Origin of the sequence: Streptomyces sp. NBC_00252, from assembly GCF_036187565.1 — a bacterium.
Taxonomy (GTDB): domain Bacteria; phylum Actinomycetota; class Actinomycetes; order Streptomycetales; family Streptomycetaceae; genus Streptomyces.
In genome coordinates this window covers 6056554-6077978 of the sequence record NZ_CP108087.1, presented here as the reverse complement: position 1 = coordinate 6077978, position 21425 = coordinate 6056554, and the positions used below count along the sequence as shown (strand labels likewise).

Below are 21425 nucleotides of genomic sequence, written 5' to 3'. Positions count from 1 at the left end.
CGGACCCGCCACACGCCCTGCTGTTGCTTTTAGGGGCGCGGGGAACTGCGCGACCAGCCACGACGGACCGGCAGCCAAAAACGGTGTTACGCGTCCTTGGCCTCTTCGTCAGCCTCAACCGGCTTGGCGTCCTCAACGACCTCAACCGGAGCCGCAGCCTCGGCGTCCTTCGCGGCACGCTTGGTGGCGGCCTCGGCCTCACCCGTCGCAGCCTGTGCAACAGTCAGCGCCTCGACCAGCTCGATGACAGCCATGGGCGCGTTGTCGCCACGACGGTTACCGATCTTGGTGATACGGGTGTAACCACCGGGACGGTTCTCGTAGCGCGGGCCGATCTCGGTGAAGAGCGTGTGGACGACGCTCTTGTCCGTGATCACCTGAAGCACCTGACGGCGGTTGTGAAGGTCGCCCTTCTTGCCCTTGGTGATCAGACGCTCGGCGTACGGCCGCAGCTTGCGGGCCTTCGCCTCGGTGGTGGTGATACGGCCGTGCTCGAAGAGCGACTTCGCGAGGTTCGCGAGGAGCAGCTTCTCGTGCGCGGCGCTGCCGCCCAGACGGGCACCCTTGGTGGGCTTCGGCATGGTCTTTCTCCTCAGTGTCTGCCCCGGCCGTATCAGGTACCGAGGTCAGTGTCCGAGCGGGCGATTGCCCGTCGGAGATCCGGGAGCAGCCCCGAAGGGCCGCTCCCGGAAGGGGCGCGGGGCGGTGTAGCGCTCCCGCACCCGAAAATCGATCAGTACTGCTCGGTCTCGACGAACCCGGCGTCCACGTCGTCGTCCGCGCCGAACGCGTCCGCCGCGGCCGTCGGGTCGAATCCGGGCGGGCTGTCCTTCAGGGCCAGGCCCATGCCGGCCAGCTTCGCCTTGACCTCGTCGATGGACTTCGCACCGAAGTTGCGGATGTCCAGGAGGTCGGCCTCGGAACGCGCCACGAGCTCACCCACGGAGTGGATGCCCTCGCGCTTGAGGCAGTTGTAGGAGCGGACCGTGAGCTCCAGCTCCTCGATCGGCAGAGCGAGGTCGGCGGCAAGGGCGGCGTCCGTCGGGGACGGGCCCATGTCGATGCCCTCGGCGTCGATGTTCAGCTCGCGGGCGAGACCGAACAGCTCGACCAGGGTCTTGCCGGCCGACGCCATGGCGTCACGGGGACGCATGGCCTGCTTCGTCTCGACGTCGACGATGAGCTTGTCGAAGTCGGTCCGCTGCTCGACACGCGTGGCCTCGACCTTGTACGTGACCTTCAGCACGGGGCTGTAGATGGAGTCGACCGGAATACGGCCGATCTCCTGGCCCACCTGCTTGTTCTGCACGGCGGAGACGTAACCGCGGCCACGCTCGACCGTGAGCTCCATCTCCAGCTTGCCCTTGCCGTTGAGCGTGGCGAGGACGAGGTCGGGGTTGTGCACCTCGACACCGGCCGGGGGCGCGATGTCGGCGGCGGTGACCAGACCCGGGCCCTGCTTGCGCAGGTACATCACGACCGGCTCGTCGTGCTCCGAGGAGACGACCAGCTGCTTGATGTTGAGGATCAGGTCGGTGACGTCCTCCTTGACGCCCGGCACGGTGGTGAACTCGTGCAGGACACCGTCGATCCGGATGCTGGTGACAGCAGCGCCGGGGATCGAGGAGAGGAGCGTACGACGGAGGGAGTTGCCGAGGGTGTAGCCGAAGCCCGGCTCCAGCGGCTCGATGACGAACCGGGAGCGGAACTCGTCGACGACCTCTTCGGTCAACGAGGGGCGCTGAGCAATCAGCATGTTCGATCCTTCTGTCATGGGCGCCCGCTATTTGACGCCCTTGCCACCGGGTGTCAGCCCGGCGTTGATACAGCTACAAGGGTACGGGCGGCACGACCCTTACGAGCCGTACCGCCCGAAACCTCAGGCGAACCGTGCGTCAGACGCGGCGGCGCTTCGGCGGACGGCAGCCGTTGTGCGGGGTGGGGGTGACGTCCTGGATGGAGCCGACCTCGAGGCCAGTGGCCTGGAGGGAGCGGATCGCGGTCTCGCGACCGGAGCCCGGGCCCTTCACGAAGACGTCAACCTTGCGCATGCCGTGCTCCTGCGCGCGACGGGCGGCCGACTCGGCGGCCATCTGCGCGGCGAAGGGGGTGGACTTGCGCGAGCCCTTGAAGCCGACGTGGCCGGCGGAGGCCCAGGAGATCACGTTGCCCGAGGGGTCCGTGATCGAGACGATCGTGTTGTTGAACGTGCTCTTGATGTGCGCGTGGCCGTGAGCGACGTTCTTCTTTTCCTTGCGGCGCACCTTCTTGGCAGCGCCCTGACGACCCTTGGGGGGCATCTATTACTCCTACGGGGAGGTGGTCGGTCCTACAGCGAAGACCGCTGGTGAAGCGTTGTCCGCTGCGGACTACTTCTTGCCCGGCTTCTTCTTGCCGGCGATGGCGCGACGCGGACCCTTGCGGGTACGAGCGTTCGTGCTGGTGCGCTGACCGCGGACGGGCAGACCACGACGGTGACGGAGACCCTGGTAGCAGCCGATCTCCACCTTGCGGCGGATGTCGGCCTGGATCTCGCGACGGAGGTCACCCTCGGTCTTGATGTTGGCGTCGACGTACTCACGAATCGCGACGAGCTGCTCTTCCGAGAGGTCGCGAACGCGGGTGTTGGGGTCGATGCCGGTCTCGGCCAGCGTCAGCTGGGAAAGGGTCCGACCAATGCCGAACACGTAGGTGAGGGCGACCTCCACACGCTTTTCGCGCGGGATGTCGACACCGGAAACGCGTGCCATTCAATGGCTCCAGTTGATCTTCGGAGGTCTTCCGCAGAACCGGCTCCCAGCCGCCGGCCTCTTCCGCGGAAGATTTGGTACGGCGTGGGTCCCCAGCCTCCGAGCCGGGGGTGTCGGGCGCCTACTACGCCCGGGTCCTGCGTATGAACATGTACTGCTCGCGTCGCGCGAAACTCTGCGAAAGATGCAGAGGGAAGGTCCTGCGTCAGCCCTGGCGCTGCTTGTGGCGCGGGTTCTCGCAAATGACCATGACCCGACCGTGACGGCGGATCACCCTGCACTTGTCGCAGATCTTCTTGACGCTCGGCTTGACCTTCATTGGTGAGGTTCTCCGGGTCAGTTGCCTTCGGCGCCGCTTGCGCGGAACCTGGGCAAGATCTACTTGTAGCGGTAGACGATCCGGCCACGCGTCAGGTCGTACGGAGACAGCTCCACCACGACCCGGTCGTCAGGGAGGATGCGGATGTAGTGCATACGCATCTTGCCGCTGATGTGTGCCAGGACCTGGTGGCCGTTCTGGAGCTCCACCTTGAACATGGCGTTCGGGAGAGACTCGACGACAGTGCCTTCGATCTCGATGGCACCTTGCTTCTTGGCCACGCTTCGCCCTTCGAATCGACTACCTTGATCGACTCAGTGCGTCCCCTTGCGGGGTGCATGCGGACATGCGGCTGCACGAGAGCCGACGAGTCAGTCTACGTCAGGCCACTCGGAAAGACGAATCGAGGAAGGATGCCCCAGAGCGGAGATCACTAAGCACGCGGAGGCTTTTTTGGGGGCGCGAGGAACCGCGCGACCAGCCCCCACCGGCGCGCGGACGACGAACTACGCGAGCGGATCCGGCGCGGCCGTGATCCCGTACTCGGCCAGCTTCGCCTTGCCCCCGTCAGGAGCCGTCAGCACGAGCGGCCCCTCCTCCGTGAGAGCGATCGAGTGCTCCCAGTGCGAGGACCACGTCCCGTCGGTCGTGATGACCGTCCAGTCGTCGGAGAGCACCTCGGTCTTCGGGGTCCCCAAGGACACCATCGGCTCGATCGCGAGACAGAACCCGGGAATCAGCTTGGGCCCCTTGCCCCGCCGCTTCTCCACGTAGTTCAGCAGGTGCGGGTCCATGTGCATCTCGGTACCGATGCCGTGACCGCCGTAGTCCTCGACGATCCCGTACTTCCCGCCGCCCGGCTTCGGCTGCCGGCGGATGTACGTCTCGATGGCACGGGAGATGTCGACGAGGCGGTTGCCGACCTTCATCGCGGCGATCCCGGCCCACATCGACTCCTCGGTCACCCGGGACAGCTCGATGAGCTCCGGGGAGTGGCCGGAGCCGACGAACGCGGTGTACGCCGCGTCCCCGTGCCAGCCGTCGATGATCGCGCCGCAGTCGATGGAGATGATGTCGCCGTCCTTCAGGACGACGTCCTCGGAGGGGATGCCGTGGACGACGACCTCGTTGACCGAGGTGCAGATCGTCGCGGGGAAGCCGCCGTAGCCGAGGAAGTTCGGCTTCGCGTTGTGGTCCGCGAGGACCTTGCGGGCCACCTCGTCCAGGTCCTTCGTGCTCGCTCCGGGTACGGCCGCCTCACGCGTGGCCGCGTGGATCGCGGCGACGACCAGCCCCGCCTCGCGCATCTTGGAGATCTGCTCGGGGGTCTTGATCTGCACCATGGGGGCCTGCGCTCTCCGTCTTCCGCGTCCTACCGGTGATGTATCTGTACAACAGTACGGCCGCGGCACCCCTGCGGGCACCGCGGCCGGATCTGCCTGACGACTACTTGTCGCCCTCGTCCTCGCGCTTCAGCGCGTCGAGCGCCCGCTCCGTGACCTCGTCCACCGGACCCAGCGCGGAGATCGTGACCACCAGGCCCTGGGCCTTGTAGTAGTCGATGATCGGCTCGGTCTGCGTGTGGTAGACCTCGAGGCGCGTACGGACCGTGTCCTCGGAGTCGTCGTCACGCTGGTACAGCTCGCCGCCGCAGACGTCACAGACGCCGTCCTGCTGCGGGGGGCTGTAGGTCACGTGGAAGACATGGCTGGAGTCCTTGCGGCAGATGCGGCGGCCGGCGATGCGCCGGACCACCTCGTCCTCCGGGACCTCCAGGTCCAGGACCGCGTCCAGCTTGATGCCCTCGGTCTTCAGCAGCTCGTCCAGCGCCTCGGCCTGCGACACATTGCGCGGAAACCCGTCCAGGAGAAAGCCGTTGACCGCGTCCGGCTGCTCCATGCGGTCCTTGGCCATCGCGATGGTGACCTCGTCCGGGACCAGGTTGCCCGCGTCCATGTAGGACTTCGCCAGTTTGCCGAGTTCCGTGGCCTGACTGATGTTGGCACGGAAGAGGTCGCCCGTGGAGATGTGCGGGATGTGCAGCGTCTTGGCGAGACGCACAGCCTGCGTTCCCTTACCGGCACCCGGCGGCCCGACGAGGACGATTCGCATCAGCGGAGGAACCCTTCGTAATTGCGCTGCTGGAGCTGGCTCTCGATCTGCTTCACCGTCTCCAGACCCACACCCACGATGATCAGGATGCTGGTGCCACCGAACGGGAAGTTCTGGCTTGCCCCGAAGCCAACCAACGCCATCGTCGGGACGAGAGCGATCAGACCCAAGTACAGCGAACCCGGCCAGGTGATCCGGTTGAGTACGTAACTCAGGTACTCAGCGGTCGGTCGGCCAGCCCGGATGCCCGGGATGAAGCCACCATACTTCTTCATGTTGTCCGCTACTTCCTCGGGGTTGAACGAGATCGCCACGTAGAAGAACGCGAAGAAAACGATCAGGAGGAAGTACGCGGTGATGTAGATCGGGTGGTCACCCTTGGTCAGGTTCTGCGTCACCCAGGTCTTCCAGGCGGCGTCGCCGCTCGAGAACTGCGCGACCAGAGCCGGGATGTAGAGCAGCGACGACGCGAAGATGACGGGAATCACACCCGCCTGATTGACCTTCAGCGGGATGTAGGTCGACGTACCGCCGTAGGAACGGCGGCCGATCATGCGCTTCGCGTACTGCACGGGGATGCGGCGCTGGGCCTGTTCGACGAAGACCACCAGGCCGACCATCACCAGGCCGACGAGGATGACGGTGCCGAACTCGATCCAGCCGCCGGCCAGCGTGCCCTGCTTCTTGATGGTCCACAGCGCGGACGGGAAGGTGGCCGCGATCGAGATGAACATCAGGATCGACATGCCGTTGCCGATGCCGCGGTCGGTGATGAGCTCGCCGAGCCACATCACGACGCCGGTGCCGGCGGTCATGGTGACGACCATGGTGATGGTCGTGAAGATGGCGCGGTCGGGGACGATGCTCGTCGCGACCGTGCAGCCGGAGAAGAGGGCGCCGCTGCGGGCGGTGGCCACCAGGCCGGTGCCCTGAAGGATCGCGAGCGCGACGGTCAGATAGCGCGTGTACTGAGTGATCTTCGCCGTACCGGCCTGGCCCTCTTTCTTGAGGGCTTCCAGACGCGGGATCACCACGGTCAGCAGCTGCAGAATGATGCTTGCCGTGATGTACGGCATGATGCCGAGCGCGAAGACCGTGATCTGCAGCAGCGCACCGCCGGAGAACATGTTGACGAGACCGAAGAGGCCCTGGTTGCCGGAGGCCTCGGTCACACACTGCTGTACGGCCGTGTAGTTGACGCCGGGGATCGGAACGTGGGTACCGACCCGGTAGACCACGATGATGCCGAGCGTGAAGAGCAGCTTCTTGCGCAGGTCGGGCGTCCTGAACGCCCGGGCGAACGCGGTGAGCACGGTGCCTCCTGCGACCCCCGCGCGCGTGCGTCAAGGGTGACGGTCTTGAGGTTCGACGAATAAGAACAGTGCAGGCCACCTTACCGGCGACACTGCCCCCGTGGAACGACCAACCGGGGATACCCCGTTATGGGGTATCCCCGGTCGGGATCGCTTATGTCATCGCGCTCAGACGAGCTCGGTGACGGTACCGCCCGCGGCGGTGATCTTCTCCTTGGCGGAACCGGAGACGGCGTCCACCGTCACCTGCAGCGCCACGGAGATCTCGCCCTGGCCGAGCACCTTGACGAGGCTGTTCTTGCGAACGGCACCCTTGGCGACGAGACCCTCGACGGTGACCTCGCCACCGTCGGGGTACAGCGCGCCCAGCTTGTCGAGGTTCACGACCTGGAACTCGGTCTTGAACGGGTTACGGAAACCCTTCAGCTTCGGGAGACGCATGTGGAGGGGCATCTGGCCACCCTCGAAGCGCTCCGGAACCTGGTAACGGGCCTTCGTACCCTTGGTTCCACGACCGGCCGTCTTACCCTTCGACGCCTCACCACGACCCACACGGGTCTTGGCGGTCTTGGCGCCCGGGGCGGGACGGAGGTTGTGGATCTTGAGCGGGTTGTTCTCCGCCATGATCAGTCGACCTCCTCAACCGTCACGAGGTGGCGGACGGTGTGCACCATTCCGCGGAACTCGGGGCGGTCCTCCTTGACGACCACGGTGTTGATCCCCTTGAGACCAAGGGACCGCAGCGTGTCACGGTGGTTCTGCTTGCTGCCGATGTACGACTTCGTCTGCGTGACCTTGAGGCGAGCCATTACGCACCCGCCCCGGCACGTGCACGAAGGAGAGCCGCGGGGGCGACGTCCTCGAGGGGCAGACCGCGGCGGGCCGCGATCTCCTCGGGACGCTGCAGGCCCTTGAGGGCCGCCACGGTCGCGTGCACGATGTTGATCGCGTTGGACGAGCCGAGCGACTTCGACAGGATGTCGTGAACGCCGGCGCACTCGAGCACTGCACGCACCGGGCCACCGGCGATAACGCCGGTACCGGGGGAGGCAGGCTTGAGCAGGACGACGCCCGCGGCCTTCTCGCCCGTGATCGGGTGCGGGATGGTGCCCTGGATACGGGGGACCTTGAAGAAGTGCTTCTTGGCCTCTTCAACACCCTTGGCGATCGCGGCCGGCACCTCCTTGGCCTTGCCGTAACCGACACCGACGGTGCCGTCACCATCGCCCACCACGACGAGCGCGGTGAAGCTGAAGCGACGACCACCCTTGACAACCTTGGCGACGCGGTTGATCGCGACTACGCGCTCAACGTACGCGGTCTTCTCGGCGGCAGCAGCGCCGCCGTCACGGCCCTTCCGGTCCCGCCGCTCGCCGCCACCGGCACCGCTTCCACGGCGCTGGGGTCCAGCCATTGGATTACCTCTCTCTTTCCGCTAGCTACGGAAGCGACTAGAACTTCAGTCCGGCTTCGCGGGCGGCGTCCGCCAGGGCGGCGATGCGCCCCGCGTACTGATTGCCGCCACGGTCGAATACGACAGCCTCGACACCGGCGGCCTTGGCGCGCTCGGCGACCAGGGCGCCGACCGACTTGGCCTGCGCGGACTTGTCGCTCTCGCCGCCGCGGATCGAGGTGTCCAGGGTCGACGCCGACGCCAGGGTGTGACCCTTGATGTCGTCGATGACCTGGGCCACGATGTGGCGGTTGGAGCGGGTCACGACCAGGCGCGGACGCTCAGCCGTACCGGAAATGTGCTTCCGGATGCGGATGTGACGACGCTTGATGGCAGCACGCTTGTAAGCGTCGCCCTTAGCGATCTTCGTACCGTATGCCATGGCTTACTTACCCGCCTTTCCGACCTTGCGCCGGATGACTTCGCCCTCGTACTTGACGCCCTTGGCCTTGTACGGGTCGGGCTTGCGCAGCTTGCGGATGTTCGCCGCAACCTCGCCGACCTTCTGCTTGTCGATGCCCTCGACCGAGAAGTGCGTCGGGTTCTCGACCTTGAACGAGATGCCCTCGGGCGCCTCGACGGTGATCGAGTGGCTGTAGCCGAGCGCGAACTCGAGGTTCGAGCCCTTGGCCGCGACGCGGTAACCGACACCACTGATTTCGAGCTTCTTCACGTAACCCTCGGTCACGCCGGTGATCATGTTCGCCACCAGCGTGCGGGACAGGCCGTGCAGGGCCTTGTTCTGACGCTCGTCGTTGGGGCGGGTGACGCTGAGCGCGCCGTCCTCACCCTTGGCGATGTCGATCGGCGCTGCGACGGTGTGGGTCAGCGAGCCCTTGGGGCCCTTGACCGAGACCGTACGGCCGTCGATGGTGACGTCCACGCCGGCGGGAACCGTGATGGGGAGCTTGCCAATACGCGACATAGCTTCTTCCGTTTCCCTTCCGCTACCAGACGTAGGCGAGAACTTCTCCGCCTACGCCCTTCTTGCCGGCCTGCTTGTCGGTGAGGAGACCGTGCGACGTGGAGATGATCGCCACGCCGAGGCCACCGAGCACCTTGGGCAGGGAGGTGGACTTCGCGTACACCCGGAGACCGGGCTTGGAGATCCGCTTGATGCCCGCGATGGAGCGCTCACGGTTCGGGCCGAACTTCAGCTCGAGAACGAGGCTCTTGCCGACCTCGGCGTCCTCGACCTTCCAGCCCGTGATGAAGCCCTCCTGCTGGAGGATCTCCGCGATGTGCGACTTGATCTTCGATGCCGGCATCGTCACTGAGTCGTGGTATGCCGAGTTCGCGTTCCGCAGACGCGTAAGCATGTCTGCGATCGGATCAGTCATGGTCATGAATTGGCCTTCGGCCTCTCTCGCCGGGGTTTCCAGGTGCCCATCCCTCTCCTCGATCCGAGACGAGGCGGGTGCGGTGCGGTGGACCTACGGCGTAGTAAGTCGTCTGGGCGTCAGGCGCCCAACCCTCCTAGCCTAAGCCATGGAGAGGTGGGCACCTGACCGAGCCCTTTACTTACCGAGAGCTTCGGGAGTCCGGAAGTACCGGACTACCAGGAGCTCTTGGTCACGCCCGGCAGCTCGCCACGGTGAGCCATCTCACGAAGGCACACGCGGCAGAGGCCGAACTTGCGGTACACGGAGTGCGGGCGGCCGCAGCGCTGGCAGCGGGTGTAGCCACGCACACCGAACTTGGGCTTACGAGCAGCCTTGGCAATCAGAGCCTTCTTCGCCATCTCGCTTACGCCTCCTTGAAGGGGAAGCCGAGGTGACGGAGAAGGCTACGGCCTTCGGCGTCGTTGGTCGCCGTGGTCACCACGGTGATGTCCATACCCCGGACGCGGTCGATCTTGTCCTGGTCGATCTCGTGGAACATGACCTGCTCGGTGAGACCGAAGGTGTAGTTGCCACGACCGTCGAACTGCTTGGGAGACAGACCACGGAAGTCGCGGATGCGCGGAAGCGCGAGCGACAGGGTGCGGTCCAGGAACTCCCACATGCGGTCGCCACGGAGCGTGACGTGGGCACCGATCGGCTGACCCTCGCGCAGCTTGAACTGCGCGATGGACTTGCGGGCCTTGGTGATGGCCGGCTTCTGACCGGTGATCGTGGTCAGGTCACGGACGGCACCGTCCATGAGCTTGGAGTCACGGGCGGCGTCGCCGACACCCATGTTCACCACGATCTTGACGAGGCCGGGGATCTGCATGACGTTCTCGTAGGAGAACTCCTCACGCAGCTTGCCCGCGATCTCCTCGCGGTACTTCGTCTTGAGACGCGGAGTGGTGGTGGTAGTCATCAGATGTCCTCACCCGTCCGCTTGGCAACGCGAACCTTGTTGCCCTCGTCGTCGAAGCGGTAGCCGACACGCGTGACGACCTTGTTGCCGTCCTTCTCAACGACCAGCTGGACGTTGGAGACGTGGATCGGCGCCTCGGTCGTGACGATGCCACCGGCCTGCGAACCCTTGGCGGTGGGGCCTGCCTTGGTGTGCTTCTTGACCCGGTTCACACCCTCGACCAGGACGCGCTCGTCGCGCGGGTAAGCGGCAATGACCTTGCCCTGCTTGCCCTTGTCCTTGCCGGTGATGACCTGAACCGTGTCACCCTTCTTGATCTTCATGCTTACAGCACCTCCGGAGCCAGCGAGATGATCTTCATGAACTTCTTCTCGCGCAGCTCGCGCCCGACCGGGCCGAAGATGCGGGTGCCGCGAGGGTCGCCGTCGTTCTTCAGAATGACGGCGGCGTTCTCGTCGAAGCGGATGTACGAGCCGTCCGGACGGCGGCGCTCCTTGACGGTGCGAACGATGACGGCCTTGACGACGTCACCCTTCTTCACGTTGCCACCGGGGATCGCGTCCTTGACGGTGGCGACGATGACGTCACCGATGCCCGCGTAGCGGCGACCGGAGCCACCGAGCACACGGATGCAAAGGATTTCCTTCGCACCAGTGTTGTCGGCGACGCGCAGTCGCGACTCCTGCTGGATCACGTCTATCTCCTGTTTGTCTGCCGGTTCCCGGGGCGGCTGCGCAACTTACACACCCGCCCCGAGCCTGGCGGAACTGTCCTGCGGGGTTAGCCCCGCAGGAATTACTTGGCCTTCTCGAGGATCTCGACGATGCGCCAGCGCTTCGTCGCGGACAGCGGACGCGTCTCCATGAGGAGGACGCGGTCGCCGACGCCTGCGGCGTTCTGCTCGTCGTGGGCCTTGAGCTTGTTCGTACGGCGGATGACCTTGCCGTACAGCGCGTGCTTCACGCGGTCCTCGACGGCGACGACGACGGTCTTGTCCATCTTGTCGCTGACGACGAGACCCTCACGGGTCTTGCGGAAACCGCGGTCGGTCTTCTGCTCGGTCACGTTGCTCTCAGTCATCAGGCGCTCTCCACCGTCTCGATGCCCAGCTCGCGCTCACGCATCAGGGTGTAGATCCGCGCGATGTCCTTACGGACGGCCTTGAGCCGACCGTGGTTCTCGAGCTGACCGGTCGCCGCCTGGAAGCGGAGGTTGAACAGCTCTTCCTTGGCTTCGCGGAGCTTCGCGAGAAGCTCCTCGTCACCCAGTTCGCGCAGCTCGGACGCCTTGGTACCGGCCGACATCACGCTTCACCTGCCTCGCGCTTGACGATCCGGCACTTCATCGGCAGCTTGTGGGCTGCGCGAGTGAGGGCCTCACGGGCGATCTTCTCGTTGGGGTAGGACAGCTCGAACATGACCCGGCCCGGGTGCACGTTCGCGATCCACCACTCGGGAGAACCCTTACCGGAACCCATGCGGGTCTCGGCAGGCTTCTTCGTGAGCGGGCGGTCCGGGTAGATGTTGATCCAGACCTTGCCGCCACGCTTGATGTGGCGGGTCATCGCGATACGGGCGGCCTCGATCTGGCGGTTCGTCACGTACGCCGGCGTGAGGGCCTGAATGCCGTACTCGCCGAACGAAACCTGCGTACCGCCCTTGGCCTGACCACGACGCTTGGGGTGGTGCTGCTTGCGGTGCTTGACCCTACGGGGGATCAGCATTTCGGTCAGGCCTCCGTTCCGCCAGTAGAAGAGGGCGCAGCCTCGGCCGGAGCGGCAGCGGCGGGAGCCTCGGCCTTGGGGGCCTCGGCAGCCGGCGCGGACTGCTGCTGCGGCTTGCGGCCACGGCCGCCACGCTCGCCACCGCGGCCACCGCCGCGGGCCGGGCGGTCGCCGCCCGCGCCGCCACCACGCGCCGGGCGGTTACCCGCACGGGCAGCGGCGTTCTCGGCGCGGACCTCGGCGATGTTCTTGACGTCGCCCTTGTAGATCCAGACCTTCACACCGATACGGCCGAAGGTCGTCTTGGCCTCGAAGAAGCCGTAGTCCACGTTCGCGCGGAGCGTGTGCAGGGGCACGCGGCCCTCGCGGTAGAACTCCGAGCGGGACATCTCGGCGCCGCCGAGGCGACCGCCGCACTGGATCTTGATGCCCTTGGCGCCGGCCTTCATCGCCGACTGCATGCTCTTACGCATGGCGCGGCGGAAGGAGACGCGGGAGGAGAGCTGCTCGGCGACGGCCTGCGCGACCAGCTGGGCATCCGTCTCGGGGTTCTTGACCTCGAGGATGTTCAGCTGGACCTGCTTGCCCGTGAGCTTCTCGAGGTCGCCGCGGATGCGGTCGGCCTCGGCGCCACGGCGGCCGATGACGATGCCCGGACGAGCGGTGTGGATGTCCACACGCACGCGGTCACGGGTGCGCTCGATCTCCACCTTCGAGATGCCGGCGCGCTCCATGCCGGACGTCATCATCCGACGGATGGCGACGTCTTCCTTGACGTAGTCCTTGTACAGCTTGTCGGCGTACCACCGGGACTTGAAGTCCGTGGTGATGCCGAGCCGGAACCCGTGCGGGTTAACCTTCTGGCCCATTACCGGGTTCCTTCCTTGCTGCTGACGACCACGGTGATGTGGCTGGTCCGCTTGCGGATCCGGTAGGCACGGCCCTGGGCACGCGGCCGGAACCGCTTCAGGGTCGGACCCTCGTCGACGTACGCCTCGGAAATGAAGAGGCTGTCGGCGTCGGTGTGGTCGTAGTTGTGCGCGGCGTTGGCAATGGCGCTGTCCAGCACCTTGCCGACCGGCACGCTCGCGGCCTGCGGGGCGAAACGCAGGACCGCCTGAGCCTCCGTGGCGTCCATGCCACGGATGAGGTCCACCACTCGGCGGGCCTTCATGGGCGTGACGCGGATGTACCGCGCCTGGGCCCTGGCTTCCATGGTTGTCCCTTCAGTGTTTGTCATGGTCGTTCACCCCGCGCTAGCGGCGCTTCGACTTCCGGTCGTCCTTGACGTGACCCCGGAAGGTGCGCGTCGGCGAGAACTCGCCGAGCTTGTGGCCGACCATCGACTCGGTGACAAACACCGGGATGTGGGTCTTGCCGTTGTGCACCGCGATCGTGTGGCCGAGCATGGCCGGGACGATCATCGAGCGGCGGGACCAGGTCTTGATGACGTTCTTGGAACCGGCCTCGTTCTGTACGTCCACCTTCTTGATGAGGTGGCCGTCGACGAAGGGCCCCTTCTTGAGACTGCGCGGCATCTAAACCCGCTCCTAGCGCTTCTTGTTCGTCTTGCGGCGGCGGACGATGTACTTGCTCGATGCCTTCTTCGGCGAGCGAGTACGACCCTCCTTCTGACCCCACGGCGAGACCGGGTGGCGACCACCGGAGGTCTTGCCCTCACCACCACCGTGCGGGTGGTCGACCGGGTTCATCGCAACACCGCGGACGGACGGGCGGACGCCCAGCCAACGCTTGCGGCCTGCCTTGCCCCAGTTGATGTTGCTCTGCTCGGCGTTGCCGACCTCGCCGACCGTGGCGCGGCAGCGCTGGTCGACCAGGCGGATCTCACCGGAAGGCATACGAAGGTGGGCCATCGAGCCCTCCTTCGCGAGCAGCTGCACCGAGGCACCGGCGGAGCGGGCGAACTTGGCGCCGCCACCGGGACGGAGCTCGATCGCGTGGATCGTGGTACCGACCGGGATGTTGCGGAGCGCCAGGTTGTTGCCCGGCTTGATGTCGGCCCCGGGACCGTTCTCGACGCGGTCGCCCTGCGACAGGTTGCGGGGGGCGAGGATGTAGCGCTTCTCGCCGTCCGCGTAGTGCAGCAGCGCGATGCGCGCGGTGCGGTTGGGGTCGTACTCGATGTGCGCGACCTTCGCCGGCACGCCGTCCTTGTCATGGCGACGGAAGTCGATGACTCGGTAGGCGCGCTTGTGTCCGCCACCCTGGTGGCGAACGGTCACACGACCGGAATTGTTACGGCCGCCCTTGCTGTGCAGCGGGCGAACCAGCGACTTCTCCGGCGTGGACCGCGTGACCTCGACGAAGTCGGCGACGCTGGAGCCACGGCGGCCCGGCGTAGTCGGCTTGTACTTGCGGATTCCCATTGTCTCTCAGTCCTCGGAACTTTCCCGATTATCTGGACGCTCCGACCCGCTTACGCGGACGGACCGCCGAAGATGTCGATACGGTCGCCCTCAGCGAGGGTCACGATCGCGCGCTTGGAGCCCGCGCGCTGACCGAAACCGGTCTTGGTGCGCTTGCGCTTGCCCTGGCGGTTGATCGTGTTGACCCCGGTGACCTTGACCGAGAAGACCGCCTGGACGGCCTGCTTGATCTGGGTCTTGTTGGCGCCCGGGGCCACGATGAAGGTGTACTTGCCCTCGTCGAGGAGCGCGTAGCTCTTCTCCGAGACGACCGGCTTCAGCAGCACGTCACGGGGGTCCGTGAACGACTTGCTGATCGGCGTCTCGACGGTGTTCTTGCCCTCGGCCTCGTGACGCTTCGCCTTGGCGACGCGCGCGGCCTTGGCGGCCTTGGCCGCCTTGGAGGCAATACTCGGGTGACGCGTAGCCATCAGGCTTCGCTCCCTTCGGTGTCAGCGGCCTGGGGGCCAGACACGAAGGACTCGAAAGCGGCCTGGGTGAAGACCACGTCGTCCGAGACGAGAACGTCGTACGTGTTCAGCTGGCCCGGCTCCAGGATGTGGACCTGGGGCAGGTTGCGCGCGGAAAGCAGCGCGGCCTCGTCGGAGCGCTCGATGACCAGGAGCACGTTCTTGCGCTCGCTGACCTTGCCGAGGAAGCTCTTGGCGGCCTTGGTGGAGGGGGTCTCGCCCTCGATCACGCCGGTGACGACGTGGATACGAGCGTTGCGGGCCCGGTCGGTGAGGGCGTGACGCAGGGCCGCGGCCTTCATCTTCTTCGGGGTCCGCTGCGAGTAGTCGCGCGGCGTCGGGCCGTGCACGACGCCACCGCCGGCGAACTGCGGGGCGCGGGTCGAACCCTGACGGGCGCGGCCGGTGCCCTTCTGGCGGTACGGCTTCTTACCACCACCGCGGACCTCGCCACGACGCTTGACCTTGTGCGTGCCCTGACGGGCGGCGGCCAGCTGCGCGACGACGACCTGGTGAAGCAGCGGGATGCTGATCTTCTCGACGTCGAAGATCTCGGCCGGGAGCTCTACAGTCCCGGCTGTGTCGCCGGAGGGCGACAGAATGTCAATGGTGCTCATAGTCCTCAGGCCCCCTTGGCCGCGGTACGGACCAGGACGAGGCCGCCGTTCGGACCCGGGATGGCTCCCTTGATGAGGAGCAGTCCCTTCTCCGCGTCAACAGCGTGAACGGTCAGGTTCTGGGTGGTGACCCGCTCGTTGCCCATGCGGCCCGCCATGCGGACGCCCTTGAACACACGGCCCGGGGTGGCACAGCCACCGATGGAGCCGGGAGAGCGGTGCTTGCGCTGGACACCGTGACCGGCGCCGAGGCCACGGAAGTTGTGGCGCTTCATGACACCGGCGAAGCCCTTGCCCTTGCTCTTGCCGGTCACGTCGACCTTGACGCCGGCCTCGAACACCTCAGCGGTGATCTCCTGGCCGAGCGTGTACTCGGAGGCGCCCGCGGTGCGGATCTCGACGAGGTGGCGACGCGGCGTGACATCGGCCTTGGCGAAGTGGCCCTTGAGGGGCTTGTTCACCTTGCGCGGGTCGATCTCGCCGAAGGCGATCTGGACCGACTCGTAGCCGTCACTGTCGTTCGTACGGACCTGGGTCACGACGTTCGGGCCGGCCTTGACGACGGTGACCGGAACAACACGGTTGTTCTCGTCCCACACCTGCGTCATGCCGAGCTTCTCGCCCAGGATGCCCTTGATCTGCTTAGCCATCTTCAGCTCACCGGCCCCTAGAGCTTGATCTCGATGTCGACACCGGCCGGGAGGTCGAGTCGCATCAGAGAGTCAACGGTCTTGGGGGTGGGGTCGAGGATGTCGATCAGGCGCTTGTGCGTGCGCATCTCGAAGTGCTCGCGCGAGTCCTTGTACTTGTGCGGCGACTTGATGACGCAGTACACGTTCTTCTCAGTGGGCAGCGGCACCGGGCCCGCGACCGACGCACCAGTGCGCGTCACCGTCTCGACGATCTTCTTCGCCGAGGAGTCGATGACCTCGTGGTCGTAGGCCTTGAGCCGGATGCGGATCTTCTGTCCCGCCATGGCTACTCAGTAGTCCTGTCTCTAGTAACGCTCTGCACCCCGGTGTGCCCTTCTGCTCTCTTCGATTCCTCCGACCCACGCGGTCGGGTGTGTCGCGCTCTCACCGACACAGAAGTCCCATAACGGAACTTCCCTACTGGGAAAGCACGGCCCTTCCGGAACCGCAAGCCGAGGGCGAAGAAGCCCACCGGGTGCCTGGCCGGCGCCGCACTGACACTTCCCGAAAGATTCCCGTACGTCCGTCCCAGCGCTGCCGTGAGGCAGTTGGGACGACGAGTACCGTGGGACTCGCTTCCGGTCCTCCCGACGGGAGGCGCGCAGCATCAACACTCGACCGAGCAACTCCGACAGTCTGCCATATGGCGCAGGCGGCTGGCCAATCGGGGCGTAGAGATTACCCCCGGAGTGACGTAGGTCAAACACACGCTCCCGCGACCCCCGCCCACCGGGGGTTTTCCTCACCCCGATGCACGGGTGTGCCGGATGGCCGGGACAGTGACCCGACGGCCACGGTGATGAGGCACACAGATGTGCGCAGCCGCACCACGGGGAGAACAGAACGTGCGTATCACCACCGCGTCCACAGCCGCCGCCCTGACGTTGCTCCTGACCGCGGGGCTCGCGGCCCCGGCCACGGCCTCCGGTGGCGGGGGCCGCCCCTCGACCGAAGGCCTGTGGCGGATGGACGGCTACGGCACGGTCGTCGCCGTCACCCACGGGACGTACCAGGAGTACCAGACCACCGCCGTGAGCTGCCTCAAGGGGGATACGGCCCGGCGGACGGGCCCGGGGACGTACACGGTGAAGGGCGACGTCCTGACGGTCACGCCGGGCAGGGACGCGAACCACGCGTCGGTGGCGACGGCGAGCTCGGCGGGCCACAAACAACTCCACCGCATCGAGTCCCTGCCGCCGGCCTGCACAACCCACCTGCCGCCTGACCCGCTGACCTCCTTCGACGTCTTCTGGCAGTCCTTCGAGGAGAACTACCCCTTCTTCGCGGCGAAGGGCGTCGACTGGCGTGCGGTGCGGGCCGAGTACCGCCCGCGGGTCCACGCGGACACGAGCAGGGCGGAACTGTTCGACATCTTCAGCGCGATGGTGCGCCCGCTGCACGACGCGCACGTCGCGGTCCAGGACGGCGGCGACCTGTTCGGCACGGGCCGCCCCGGCACGGAGCTGCCGAGCCCCCAACTGGGCGCCAGGACAAAGAAGTTCATCGAACAGCACGACCTGGCGGGGGCGCCGTACCACCAGGACTTCGCCAACGGCCGCATCACGTACGCGGACCTACGCGGCGCCGACCACCTGGGCTACCTCCGCATCTCGGGCTTCAGCGGCTACCTCCCCCAGGAGGGAGCGTCGTACGAGTCCCAACTGGCCGCCCTGACCAAGGCGTTGGACACGATCCTCACCCCGGCCCGGGTGGGCCGACTGCACGGCCTGATCATCGACCTCCGCGTCAACGGCGGCGGCTCCGACGCCATGGGCCTCCACATCGCGTCCCGCCTGACGGACACCCCGTACATCGCGTACACGAAGCGCGCCCGCAACGACCCGAGGGACCCGTCCCACCACACCCACCCCGAACAGATCCCGGTACGCCCGTCGGCATCCCCCCACTACACGGGCCCGCTCGCCATCCTGACCGGCGGCTCGACGGTCAGCGCAGGCGAGACCTTCACCCAGGCCCTGATGAACCGCCCCGGCCACACCCTCCGCATCGGCCAACCCACCCAAGGCGTCTTCTCGGACATCCTGACCCGCACCCTCCCCAACGACATGGCCGCCTGGCTCCCGAACGAGGAGTTCCTCACCGACTCCGGCCAGACGTTCGACGGAACGGGGATCCCACCGGAGGTACGGGTCCCGGTGTTCACGGAGGAGGAGTTCGCGGCGGGGCGGGATTCCGGGTTTTCGGTGGGGGTGCGGATGCTGAGCCACGGCGGGTTCACGGGGCCAGCCGGTCACCTGCATCCCAGCGTCTTGAGGGTCGCCGGAAAGTAGGCCCGCATGAACCTCTCGATGTCCTTGCGGTGGGTCTGGTCCGTGAGGGGGATCTGGGGGACTTGGAGGGTGAGGGTGAAGTAGTTGCCGCCGGTGGTTTTGCACCGCTCGATCGAGATAGCTCCGTCGGTGCCGCCGATCGACTTGTAGCCAAGGTCGAAACTCCGCGGTTCCGTGACCCGTGAGATGGACCCGGCGCCCGTCGCCAAGTACATCAGGTCCGTTGCCGTGTCGTCCCACGAGAAACGGAACTCGAGCACAGGATCACGGTCCGACAGAAGGACGCAGGGAGCTGTGATCGCTTCGGACCGATCGACTCGGTTGTACTCGTGAAACGCGTTCGTGGACGCCACAAGCCGACGCGTGAGAGCGGGGTCGACGGGAGTCCCGCAAATCGCCTTCGGAACCTCGTGATGCGTGGAAGTACTGCACGACAACGCGAGGATGGACAACAACAACACGATCAGGAACCGGAGAGCTTTCACGTGGCTCGTTCTCCGGACATTCCAGTGGCATGCGCCATCCCGTCTCGGGCGGATCTGCCGATCTCCTCCTTGGGGTTGTAGTACGGATCGCCACCCGCCTGATGAACCTTCTTCCACTCACCCGCGAGAGCCATCAGTTGGCCGTTCCTCCTGCTGTACGCCTGAACGTTCTCGTCCGCCTGCTTGCTGTCCAACCGCCGCTGCTCATCAGCCAGCCACTGATCCGTCACGTAGTCGAACCCCGTCTGGATATCGCCACTGGCCACGGGGATAAAACTGATCGCCTTGTCGAAGAACGGCTTGGTCTCGAACTCGGCGACCTTTGGGTCGCCCGCAGCCTGTACCCGGGCCTCCTCCAGGAAGCCGACGGTTCGGCCGGCGCGGGTCAAGGACGCGGGTGAGTTGGAGTGGTCGTGGTGGATGTCCGACACCAGGGACTGGTTCATCCCGCCGTTCAGCACCCCGTACGCGCCCTCGTCCTTGGACACCTGCTTCGCGACCTCGAAGAGCCGATGCTGGTCCAAGGGTGAATGGGCGACGTCGACCTCGCTCATGGCCGCATGCACAGTCCCCCCGTGATTGACCAGAATGTTCGCCATCGGCCGCCGCAACGAAGCCGGGAACTCATCCCCGCTGTCCGACAAATACGTGAGCGCCGACTTGAACACCGCGTCATGCGTGGCCCGGTCCCCATGCCGCACCCCACCCGGATCCGCAGGATCGATCCCCGTGGCCCCCGCCTGCAACGCCGCCCCGAATCCGACCCGGTCGTCCCCGTCCAGCCGGGGCACATAGTGACCGCCCTTGGAGACCCCCTCGTCATTCAGGGTGACATTCCAGTCGCGGTCCTTCATCAGGTACTTCATGTGGGCGTCGGAATGCAGATAACGCGCGGCCTCCGCAGGGTCACGGCTCATGATGCCGAGCATGCCGTCGACGGGGTCGTTGGCGAACCAACCTCCACCCGCCCCGGCATACGTACCCTTCACCCGCCAGATCCCGGGATGCTTCTTCTCCGCCGCGATCATGTCCCCGGTCAGGTCCTCGACCATCCCCGAGGAGTAGCCGTGGCCCTGCCGCATCAGCGTGACCAGTGACTGATAGCCGACCGCCTTGTCCAGGTGGAGACCCTGCGCATCCGTGGCGTAGTGCTCGACACCCGCGTGCCGCATCCCCGCACGCCACTTCCGGTACCACGCCGACCTCGTGTCCTTCGTCGCCGTGGCGAGCGCGTTCGCCAGGCCCGTCTCGATCGCCGAGCAGGAGCCGGCCCCCGCCCCGCACTGGACGTGGATGCGGTCGTTCAGTTCGTTGGCGAGCTTGAGCGTGCCGGTGGGGCCCAGGTCGTCCAGGACCATCCTGGAGAATCGCTCGTCCTCGGCGTTGTCCCGGAACGACCTCTCCAGCTCGGCGAGTTGAGAGGCCGACAGGTCGCCTCCCCCGCTCAGCTTCCGCAGATACCCCTCCGCCTCCACCGCCTCGTACACCTCGACGTCGCCGACCGCCCTGCCGTTGAACCCCCGCCCACCGGCGAGCAGTTCGGAGTCGACCACCACCCCCGCCAACGCGACCCGGACCCCCTCGTCCGCGTCCGTCACATCCCGCACCGCCTTGGTGATCCGGTCCTGCCACGGCTCTGCGGCCCTGGGGTCACCGGGGGTGTCCGGCCGGTCCGAACTCGGGCTCACCACACCGGAGTCGGAGACCTGCATGCCGGCCCGGACGGCGTCCCACCGGGCCGCCACCACCCGGCCCCGTAACTCCACGAAACGCTCGTGCGCGTCCCGCAGCAGCGAGGCGATCCCCTTGGCCTCCGTCTGCGCGTACTGGAACTCCTTCAGCGTGATGTCGAAGCGGGCGTTCGCCGCGTCGGCGCTGAGCCCCGTCCACGACGTACCCATCGAGATGCCGTGCACATCCCGCCGGTACGCCGTCTCCTGTTTCTCGAACTCGCCCGCCATGCCGTCCCAGCGCTCGGCCGCGGTGGTCAGCGCGGCGAGGTCGGTGGTCATGATCTCGTGATACGTCGGCATGCGCCCGGTTGCCCCAAAAGTCCCTGTGATGACAGCAGTTCGGAAGGCCGGCTCCTCAAAACGTGTCCAACGACGACCGCTCCCGCACCGCCGACCCCACCGCCAGATCCGTACTCGTCAGCACCGCGTTCCCGCTCCGCAACGCGTCCTTCTCCGCACCGAGCCGGTCCATCAGGTTCCGCACCTGGTCCGCCCACGCCCCGTGCGCCTTCTTCAGCGCGGCCGAAGTCACCCACCCTTCCCCGTCCTTCGCGGCGAACTCCCGTACAGCGGAGCCGTGTTCGTCGTCCGCCCACCGCCCAGCCGCCCGCGTACCGGGCTCGATGTGATCCTCGATCGACCGTGCCGCCGCACGCTTCTCACCCGGCGAGGACGCCAGCTTCCTGGGCGCCGAGACGCCCGGTTCGCTCGGCACACCCGACACGCTCGACACACTC

The 21425-nt window shown here is 66.4% G+C and carries 34 protein-coding genes; 1 reads left to right on the top strand and 33 read right to left on the bottom strand.

Translation table 11 applies throughout. The annotated features are described in order from the left end of the window. Window positions 1–86: 86 nt before the first annotated feature. From rplQ to rpsJ, 30 genes are all read right to left on the bottom strand, one after another. On the bottom strand, window positions 87–581 hold the full coding sequence (rplQ, locus tag OHT77_RS26945) for a 50S ribosomal protein L17 (protein ID WP_328831009.1): 495 nt from the start codon (window positions 579–581) through the stop codon (window positions 87–89). Window positions 582–733: 152 nt separating this feature from the next. After that, a complete protein-coding gene (locus OHT77_RS26940) occupies window positions 734–1756 on the bottom strand; it encodes a DNA-directed RNA polymerase subunit alpha (RefSeq protein WP_019055532.1) in 1023 nt (340 codons plus the stop codon). A gap of 139 nt (window positions 1757–1895) precedes the next feature. Further along, window positions 1896–2300: a 30S ribosomal protein S11 gene (rpsK, locus tag OHT77_RS26935; protein WP_003956432.1), complete on the bottom strand. Its 405-nt coding sequence runs from the start codon at window positions 2298–2300 to the stop codon at window positions 1896–1898. A gap of 69 nt (window positions 2301–2369) precedes the next feature. Continuing rightward, window positions 2370–2750 (bottom strand): 30S ribosomal protein S13, encoded by a 381-nt coding sequence (gene rpsM / locus OHT77_RS26930; protein ID WP_019055531.1) that lies wholly within the window; start codon window positions 2748–2750, stop codon window positions 2370–2372. Window positions 2751–2955: 205 nt separating this feature from the next. After that, on the bottom strand, window positions 2956–3069 hold the full coding sequence (rpmJ, locus tag OHT77_RS26925) for a 50S ribosomal protein L36 (RefSeq protein WP_003998809.1): 114 nt from the start codon (window positions 3067–3069) through the stop codon (window positions 2956–2958). 59 nt (window positions 3070–3128) lie between these two features. Then, entirely contained in the window at window positions 3129–3350 is a 222-nt protein-coding gene (gene infA, locus OHT77_RS26920; protein WP_003948620.1) for a translation initiation factor IF-1, read from the bottom strand. Window positions 3351–3575: 225 nt separating this feature from the next. Then, window positions 3576–4412: a type I methionyl aminopeptidase gene (gene map, locus OHT77_RS26915; protein WP_328831008.1), complete on the bottom strand. Its 837-nt coding sequence runs from the start codon at window positions 4410–4412 to the stop codon at window positions 3576–3578. A gap of 103 nt (window positions 4413–4515) precedes the next feature. Beyond that, window positions 4516–5181: an adenylate kinase gene (locus OHT77_RS26910; RefSeq protein WP_266769344.1), complete on the bottom strand. Its 666-nt coding sequence runs from the start codon at window positions 5179–5181 to the stop codon at window positions 4516–4518. Then, complete coding sequence (gene secY, locus OHT77_RS26905) at window positions 5181–6494, bottom strand: preprotein translocase subunit SecY (RefSeq protein WP_328831007.1); 1314 nt, start codon at window positions 6492–6494, stop codon at window positions 5181–5183. Before secY ends, OHT77_RS26910 begins: the two co-directional genes overlap by 1 nt. A 168-nt stretch (window positions 6495–6662) precedes the next feature. Next, complete coding sequence (rplO, locus tag OHT77_RS26900) at window positions 6663–7118, bottom strand: 50S ribosomal protein L15 (RefSeq protein ID WP_328831006.1); 456 nt, start codon at window positions 7116–7118, stop codon at window positions 6663–6665. Window positions 7119–7120: 2 nt separating this feature from the next. After that, window positions 7121–7303, bottom strand: coding sequence for a 50S ribosomal protein L30 (rpmD, locus tag OHT77_RS26895; RefSeq protein WP_006376032.1), 183 nt, complete (start codon window positions 7301–7303; stop codon window positions 7121–7123). Continuing rightward, window positions 7303–7908, bottom strand: coding sequence for a 30S ribosomal protein S5 (rpsE, locus tag OHT77_RS26890; protein ID WP_006376045.1), 606 nt, complete (start codon window positions 7906–7908; stop codon window positions 7303–7305). The genes rpmD and rpsE overlap by 1 nt, the downstream gene beginning before the upstream one ends. 37 nt (window positions 7909–7945) lie before the next feature. After that, the gene (rplR, locus tag OHT77_RS26885) at window positions 7946–8329 is read right to left on the bottom strand and encodes a 50S ribosomal protein L18 (RefSeq protein WP_019055526.1); all 384 of its coding nucleotides are present in this window, start codon (window positions 8327–8329) and stop codon (window positions 7946–7948) included. Between the two features lie 3 nt (window positions 8330–8332). Next, window positions 8333–8872 (bottom strand): 50S ribosomal protein L6, encoded by a 540-nt coding sequence (gene rplF, locus OHT77_RS26880; RefSeq protein WP_328831005.1) that lies wholly within the window; start codon window positions 8870–8872, stop codon window positions 8333–8335. A 22-nt stretch (window positions 8873–8894) separates the two neighbouring features. After that, the gene (gene rpsH / locus OHT77_RS26875; RefSeq protein ID WP_057607912.1) at window positions 8895–9293 is read right to left on the bottom strand and encodes a 30S ribosomal protein S8; all 399 of its coding nucleotides are present in this window, start codon (window positions 9291–9293) and stop codon (window positions 8895–8897) included. A gap of 209 nt (window positions 9294–9502) precedes the next feature. After that, window positions 9503–9688: a type Z 30S ribosomal protein S14 gene (locus OHT77_RS26870; protein ID WP_003948630.1), complete on the bottom strand. Its 186-nt coding sequence runs from the start codon at window positions 9686–9688 to the stop codon at window positions 9503–9505. A 5-nt stretch (window positions 9689–9693) separates the two neighbouring features. Continuing rightward, window positions 9694–10251: a 50S ribosomal protein L5 gene (rplE, locus tag OHT77_RS26865; protein WP_033280020.1), complete on the bottom strand. Its 558-nt coding sequence runs from the start codon at window positions 10249–10251 to the stop codon at window positions 9694–9696. Then, window positions 10251–10574, bottom strand: a complete 324-nt coding sequence (gene rplX / locus OHT77_RS26860; RefSeq protein WP_019072281.1) for a 50S ribosomal protein L24 — start codon at window positions 10572–10574, stop codon at window positions 10251–10253. Before rplX ends, rplE begins: the two co-directional genes overlap by 1 nt. 2 nt (window positions 10575–10576) lie before the next feature. Next, on the bottom strand, window positions 10577–10945 hold the full coding sequence (gene rplN, locus OHT77_RS26855; protein ID WP_003998823.1) for a 50S ribosomal protein L14: 369 nt from the start codon (window positions 10943–10945) through the stop codon (window positions 10577–10579). Window positions 10946–11046: 101 nt separating this feature from the next. Continuing rightward, window positions 11047–11331 (bottom strand): 30S ribosomal protein S17, encoded by a 285-nt coding sequence (rpsQ, locus tag OHT77_RS26850; protein WP_266769353.1) that lies wholly within the window; start codon window positions 11329–11331, stop codon window positions 11047–11049. After that, on the bottom strand, window positions 11331–11555 hold the full coding sequence (gene rpmC, locus OHT77_RS26845; RefSeq protein WP_003998824.1) for a 50S ribosomal protein L29: 225 nt from the start codon (window positions 11553–11555) through the stop codon (window positions 11331–11333). Before rpmC ends, rpsQ begins: the two co-directional genes overlap by 1 nt. Continuing rightward, on the bottom strand, window positions 11555–11974 hold the full coding sequence (gene rplP / locus OHT77_RS26840) for a 50S ribosomal protein L16 (protein ID WP_010986348.1): 420 nt from the start codon (window positions 11972–11974) through the stop codon (window positions 11555–11557). The genes rpmC and rplP overlap by 1 nt, the downstream gene beginning before the upstream one ends. A gap of 5 nt (window positions 11975–11979) precedes the next feature. Next, complete coding sequence (rpsC, locus tag OHT77_RS26835; RefSeq protein ID WP_266769355.1) at window positions 11980–12843, bottom strand: 30S ribosomal protein S3; 864 nt, start codon at window positions 12841–12843, stop codon at window positions 11980–11982. After that, entirely contained in the window at window positions 12843–13190 is a 348-nt protein-coding gene (gene rplV / locus OHT77_RS26830) for a 50S ribosomal protein L22 (protein ID WP_003974262.1), read from the bottom strand. The genes rpsC and rplV overlap by 1 nt, the downstream gene beginning before the upstream one ends. A 40-nt stretch (window positions 13191–13230) precedes the next feature. Next, on the bottom strand, window positions 13231–13512 hold the full coding sequence (gene rpsS, locus OHT77_RS26825; RefSeq protein ID WP_019055518.1) for a 30S ribosomal protein S19: 282 nt from the start codon (window positions 13510–13512) through the stop codon (window positions 13231–13233). A 12-nt stretch (window positions 13513–13524) separates the two neighbouring features. Continuing rightward, on the bottom strand, window positions 13525–14361 hold the full coding sequence (gene rplB / locus OHT77_RS26820) for a 50S ribosomal protein L2 (RefSeq protein WP_266769356.1): 837 nt from the start codon (window positions 14359–14361) through the stop codon (window positions 13525–13527). A 50-nt stretch (window positions 14362–14411) separates the two neighbouring features. After that, complete coding sequence (gene rplW, locus OHT77_RS26815) at window positions 14412–14831, bottom strand: 50S ribosomal protein L23 (RefSeq protein ID WP_266769358.1); 420 nt, start codon at window positions 14829–14831, stop codon at window positions 14412–14414. Further along, window positions 14831–15487 carry a 50S ribosomal protein L4 gene (gene rplD / locus OHT77_RS26810; RefSeq protein WP_328831004.1) on the bottom strand — a complete coding sequence of 219 codons (657 nt, stop codon included), beginning with the start codon at window positions 15485–15487 and terminating at the stop codon, window positions 14831–14833. Before rplD ends, rplW begins: the two co-directional genes overlap by 1 nt. A gap of 5 nt (window positions 15488–15492) precedes the next feature. Then, complete coding sequence (rplC, locus tag OHT77_RS26805) at window positions 15493–16137, bottom strand: 50S ribosomal protein L3 (RefSeq protein WP_033280016.1); 645 nt, start codon at window positions 16135–16137, stop codon at window positions 15493–15495. A 17-nt stretch (window positions 16138–16154) separates the two neighbouring features. Then, window positions 16155–16463: a 30S ribosomal protein S10 gene (gene rpsJ / locus OHT77_RS26800; protein ID WP_003948644.1), complete on the bottom strand. Its 309-nt coding sequence runs from the start codon at window positions 16461–16463 to the stop codon at window positions 16155–16157. A 561-nt stretch (window positions 16464–17024) separates the two neighbouring features. Between rpsJ and OHT77_RS26795 the strand changes: the two genes are divergently transcribed. Beyond that, a complete protein-coding gene (locus OHT77_RS26795) occupies window positions 17025–18470 on the top strand; it encodes a S41 family peptidase (RefSeq protein ID WP_328831003.1) in 1446 nt (481 codons plus the stop codon). On the opposite strand, the gene OHT77_RS26790 is transcribed toward OHT77_RS26795, so the two are convergent. The 3 genes from OHT77_RS26790 to OHT77_RS26780 form a co-directional block, all read right to left on the bottom strand. Beyond that, window positions 18431–18730 (bottom strand): hypothetical protein, encoded by a 300-nt coding sequence (locus OHT77_RS26790; protein WP_328831002.1) that lies wholly within the window; start codon window positions 18728–18730, stop codon window positions 18431–18433. The genes OHT77_RS26795 and OHT77_RS26790 overlap by 40 nt on opposite strands. Window positions 18731–18951: 221 nt before the next feature. After that, window positions 18952–20988, bottom strand: a complete 2037-nt coding sequence (locus tag OHT77_RS26785; protein ID WP_328831001.1) for a hypothetical protein — start codon at window positions 20986–20988, stop codon at window positions 18952–18954. 55 nt (window positions 20989–21043) lie between these two features. Beyond that, window positions 21044–21403: a hypothetical protein gene (locus tag OHT77_RS26780; RefSeq protein WP_328831000.1), complete on the bottom strand. Its 360-nt coding sequence runs from the start codon at window positions 21401–21403 to the stop codon at window positions 21044–21046. Window positions 21404–21425: the final 22 nt, after the last annotated feature.